Annotated in this window: 5 protein-coding genes; 4 read left to right on the top strand and 1 reads right to left on the bottom strand. The window is 32.3% G+C overall.

What is annotated here, in order from left to right; all coding sequences use genetic code 11:
* The first annotated feature begins 122 nt into the window (after positions 1-122).
* From P343_RS36235 to paiA, 4 genes are all read left to right on the top strand, one after another.
* A complete protein-coding gene (locus tag P343_RS36235) occupies positions 123-830 on the top strand; it encodes an aspartate/glutamate racemase family protein (protein WP_023511821.1) in 708 nt (235 codons plus the stop codon).
* A 1-nt stretch (position 831) separates the two neighbouring features.
* Positions 832-1,500, top strand: a complete 669-nt coding sequence (locus P343_RS36230) for a GntR family transcriptional regulator (RefSeq protein ID WP_023511820.1) — start codon at positions 832-834, stop codon at positions 1,498-1,500.
* 222 nt (positions 1,501-1,722) lie between these two features.
* A complete protein-coding gene (locus P343_RS36225) occupies positions 1,723-2,157 on the top strand; it encodes a class I SAM-dependent methyltransferase (RefSeq protein WP_051384803.1) in 435 nt (144 codons plus the stop codon).
* Positions 2,158-2,388: 231 nt separating this feature from the next.
* On the top strand, positions 2,389-2,907 hold the full coding sequence (paiA, locus tag P343_RS36220; protein ID WP_023511819.1) for a spermidine/spermine N(1)-acetyltransferase: 519 nt from the start codon (positions 2,389-2,391) through the stop codon (positions 2,905-2,907).
* Between the two features lie 1,055 nt (positions 2,908-3,962).
* On the opposite strand, the gene P343_RS36215 is transcribed toward paiA, so the two are convergent.
* A complete protein-coding gene (locus tag P343_RS36215; RefSeq protein ID WP_168371042.1) occupies positions 3,963-4,697 on the bottom strand; it encodes a tyrosine-type recombinase/integrase in 735 nt (244 codons plus the stop codon).
* Positions 4,698-5,027 lie beyond the last annotated feature (330 nt).

The following is a 5,027-nucleotide window of genomic DNA, read 5'->3' as shown; positions in this document are numbered from 1 at the left end:
TTTGGTCACTTTAATGATAACACCGGATTTTATAATGGTGTTTTATTCCTCCAACCTAGCTGGCTAATTTGATTTTACAACTGGCCAAAAAAATTTATTAAAATAAAGGAGTGATCATTTTTATGAAGGGATCTAAAAAACGACTTGGCATTTTGGGAGGAATAAGTGCTGCCTCGACTCAAAAATATTATCAAAAATTAACTGATCTATATTATTCACTAGAAAAGGATTATTACTATCCAGAAATTTTAATTAATAGCCTTGATTTTCAATACTTTACAGATTTGGAAAATGAAAAAAGAACAACTGAATATATACAGTACATTGTTAGCAGTATCCACCAATTACAAAAGGCTGGAGCAGACGTAATTATCATGGCTGCTAATTCTCCTCACTCTGTCTATGATGAAGTAAAAACTAGAGTTCAGGTACCGATAATTAGTATTGTAGAGACAACAGCTCAGAAAGCAAAGGAATTGAATTTAAAAAAGGTTTTGCTGACTGGAATAAAATATACAATGCAGTCGGATTTCTACCAAAGAAAATTTAAAACATATGGAATTGATGTTATTGTCCCTGATGAACAGGAACAAATACAAATAGATGAAATTATTTTTAAAGAACTAGCTATTGGTAAATTCCTTCAAAGTTCTCGGGAATCCATACTAAAAATAATAAATGGGAAAAATGTAGATGGAGTTATTTTAGGGTGTACTGAATTACCTTTACTTATAAAGCAAGAAAATTGTCGAATTCCAATATTGGATACTTTAACACTTCATGTAGAAAAGACTTTATATAATTTGTTATGCAAGTTGAAGGAGCGGTAGAATGACAACCCAAGAAAGGCTTCCCAAAATTAAACGTAGCTTTGTTAGGGACGAAGCATACAAAAGGCTTAGAGATTGGATTATTGAAGGAACACTTTCTCCTGGAGTTGTAATCCGGGACTTAGATTTAGCTGAGCAAATGGGAGTAAGTAGGACTCCGATCAGAGAAGCGTTATTAAAGTTGGAAGATGAAGGCTTTGTTATTACTAAACCCAATCGTTCGACAATGGTGTCAGAAATCAACTTAGCCGAAGCAAAATCACTATATTCAATTGTTTGGACCTTAGAAAAATTAGCCTTGGAGCAAGGGATTAACCATATTAAAGATAAGCAAATAAATGAAATGATTGTGATTAATGAAAACCTTAAAAGGGCTATTATGGATAGGAATCCTTTAAAATCAAATGCTTATGATACTGACTTCCACGGTGTGATTATCAACAGTTCTCATAATACTGAGCTATCAACAATTTTAAATAGAGTCAAACAGAAATTAAAAAGGATTGAGATTTTCTATTTTAATCAGTTTAACGACTTACTCACTTCCTATGATGAACATCAAGAAATTATCTTAAGTATAAAACTCAGGAAAAAAGATCATGCTTCTTCTGCTATTGAGAATAATTGGAAACAAGGTTTGTTAAATATAAACAACATAATAAAAAAGTAAATACAGTAAAAATAGTAAGTGATTGCTTAAATGCGGAGAAAAGAGTAAGTTACAGTACCCCCTGTTTATTTCAATAATCAGTAGTTATAAAATAGTTCGGGTTATTGGTGTAAAGTGATTTAAAGCGAACAGTAGACGGATACTACAAATTTAGTACGCGGGGAGATGTAACTTATAAAAAACCCATGGGAAGAAATTAACCTTGAAACATATGAAAACCATATGAAGTCTGACTCTGTTTTTCAATTACAAACTTTAAATCTTATAACAAAAGAGCAACTCGAAAGTTATACACACGAAATTGTCGGTATCCTTGGTGTTGCAGGAGGAAATGGAATAGACCAGATTGACTTACATACAACAAAAAAAATATATGGCTTTGACATAAACAAAGAATACTTGAATACTGTTCAAAACAGATATTCTTATATGGGTCAGGCTCTTGAACTAGAGCAATGTGATATTAGTGAAAGTACTTTTGGATTGCCAAGAACAGACTTACTCATTGCTAATTTAATCATTGAGTACGTTGGACAAACAGAATTTGTTTCTCTAATAGATCGGAATAGGAATCAAATAAGAGTTGTATCGTGCACGATTCAAAAAAATCAGGAAAAGGGCTTTGTAAGCCAATCAAATTACACGATCAGCCTTTAACCCATTACTTTCAATTTCGCATGATGCAGATACAAATAAATTACTTGACTTTTTTTCTAGTGAAAATTTTAGTTGTCTTAAAACTAAGGAGTATTCTCTTCCTAATGGTAAAAAATTTATAAGATTAGACTTCAAAAAAGTTTAATAAATTAATTCGCACTACGTCTTTACTGCAACCAATTTATAAGTGAAGATTAAGTCAAGACAAATAATAAGGAGAGATTTATTAAAGTGAAGACAAATATCAAGAAGTGCACACTTACAGATTTACATATGATTCAAGAAATAGGTTGCGAAACATATAATGAGACATTTCAGCTTTTTAACACACCTGAAAATATGGAAGCATACTTGGAGAAAGCATTTAATTTAGAACAATTAAAAAGGGAATTATCAAATGTTTATTCAGATTTCTTTCTTGTATATTTAAATGAAGAACTCGCTGGCTATTTGAAGGTTAATGTTAATGAAGCGCAAACGGATAATATTGGTTCCGAGGCACTTGAAATTGAGAGAATTTATATAAGGAATAAATTTCAAAGACAAGGACTTGGAAAATTTCTTATAAATAAAGGAATAGAATTAGCAAAAGAACAGAATAAGAAGCAAGTTTGGTTAGGTGTATGGGAAAAAAATGAGAGGGCAATCAACTTTTATACGAAAATGGGTTTTTTAAAAAGTGGAGCCCACGCCTTTTATATGGGAGATGAAAAACAAACTGATTTTATTATGGTTAAAACGCTTATATAATTGTAGTTCTTGTTAGCTAATAGGTGCCCGAATCTAGAAAAATACCTTTCCACTGCATTACATGGAGAGATCTAATAAGTAGAAATTGCTTAAAAAAAACGATAACTGTTGCACAGTTAGTATTTTACTGTGCAATATTTGAATATTTCACTAGGAAAGAACCGATTTGTCGGACAAAATGAACATTCATCACGGCAAGTGGGAACCACTACATCTGACTAACTAATTTGTATAGGTTCTGTCCCTTCTTCGCCTTAGGCTAGAGTAGCAGATTGTGCTTAAGCTTCAAGCCAAAAACGCTTGACACTTGCGCTCAATCTACATCTTAGTAGTTAGGCGAAAAAAGGATAAGAGTGGTCAATCATTGACAGAAGTTATCGGATAAACACCAAGGATGATGGTGAAAATCCATTTTTCAAGGTGGTTCTCTGTCCGAGAAGATGGTTCAAATCGACCGAGACAGTGGCTCAAATTATCCGCTAAAGTGGTTCTTTTGAAGTGAAATATTCAATATTAACATTCAATTTTGTTGATCGGCGGAATACTTGGACATATCTGAGGTGACTTACCAGTATTTACTTGGAGCAGGTTCTGGTTTTCTCTTCGTTGCTTATGTACTTGTAGTTCCAGTTCTCCGCCGGATTCCACAGCCAAATGCAGTTCATCCGAAGGATTTTGGAGTTCGGATTGATTAGTAAAAAGGTTACAGAACAACAGTGGGATTTTTAGGATGTTTGGAAGTAATATAAACACCGAAAGTAACGACTCGATACATACTCTTGTGAGTAAGGGTGTTCAGTAGAGTGCTCTCTTTTTTTTAGCAACTAGAGACAACTTTTACTAAATTTTGACTGGCAATGTGTAGTTAATAATAGTGGGGTATGCCATTTTGTAAATTAGGTAAAAGCAGCAGAAAGTAAATCAATGGATATCAAAAGAAAATTTTAACTAAGTAGACGATACAATCTTTTTACGGATCATTTTCTGTAGAAAAACAATCAATAAAAAACTCACTGTAGTTGTGTACTAAGCAGTGAGTTTTGTTTATTGATAGATTAGTATAAAACAAAGTTAAATGGGTGCTTATTGACACTGATTTTCTTTTTTGATTTAACCTTTGATAGAATATCCTCATATGATATTATATTAGCCAGATTAATTAGGTCAGCACCTGTAATATATGAAATTTCCTCAATTGAGTAATTGTTATTAAACATACGTCTAATGAGTGATGCTCTAATAGCTGTAGGTGTTATTGAATTCCACTTTGGATCATTATCGTCTATTTTTCCTAATAATTTAAATATCTCATTAAAAGACTGATTCGCAAGCACCTTGCTATTATTAATACTAGAATAGAAAAAATAATTTCCTTTTACCTTATTTTTCTTATTGACTGATTTTAGTTCGCTAAGAACATTGAAAAGCTTTGGTGGAATATCTAAAACTCTATCCTCTATAAATAATTTCTTATTTTTTACATTGTCAAAGGATAACTTGGATAAAGTAGATCGTTCAAATCCGTAACATAGACACACTAAAAAAATTGCTGTATTTCTTATTGATTCTCGCCGCTTACTATAGAAGCCTAAAATTGTTTTTATTGTTTCGTCACTTAATATATTTTGCTCAGTTATATCCTTTTCTTTAAGATTTATTTTCTCAATTAATTGATCTCTCTCAATGTAAAATTTTGTAGAGCCTTGGCTTTTAAGAAAAGAACGAATATGTGAGTATTTATTATACAAGGTCTGGATCGAGGTAATCTTTTTTGCGACATTCTCATTCACCTTCTTGTCCATTTCATTGAGTATGAAATCTTCGACATCATCTTCTCTAAATTCGTCATACGAGCGATACTTTGGATGAATATTGGAATAGTACATAAAGAAACTATATAGCGTGCCCTTATATGGTTCCCAGCTTGAGCCTTTACCGGTAAACTTTTTAATCTTGAAATCAGCAATATCTCTGAAATATTTGGTTATTTCTCTTTCAAAAATATTTTTCTTGCTAAAGTACTTTATAAAGCGTTGCTAGATTGCAATAATAAATTAGCCACTCTGAACATCCGGCGGTACCACTAGGTGTTCCTGCCGCCTAAGGCGGCAGGAACAAAA

Source organism: Sporolactobacillus laevolacticus DSM 442, from assembly GCF_000497245.1.
Taxonomy (GTDB): Bacteria; Bacillota; Bacilli; order Bacillales; family Sporolactobacillaceae; genus Sporolactobacillus; species Sporolactobacillus laevolacticus.
This window is presented reverse-complemented; position numbering and strand designations above follow the sequence as displayed.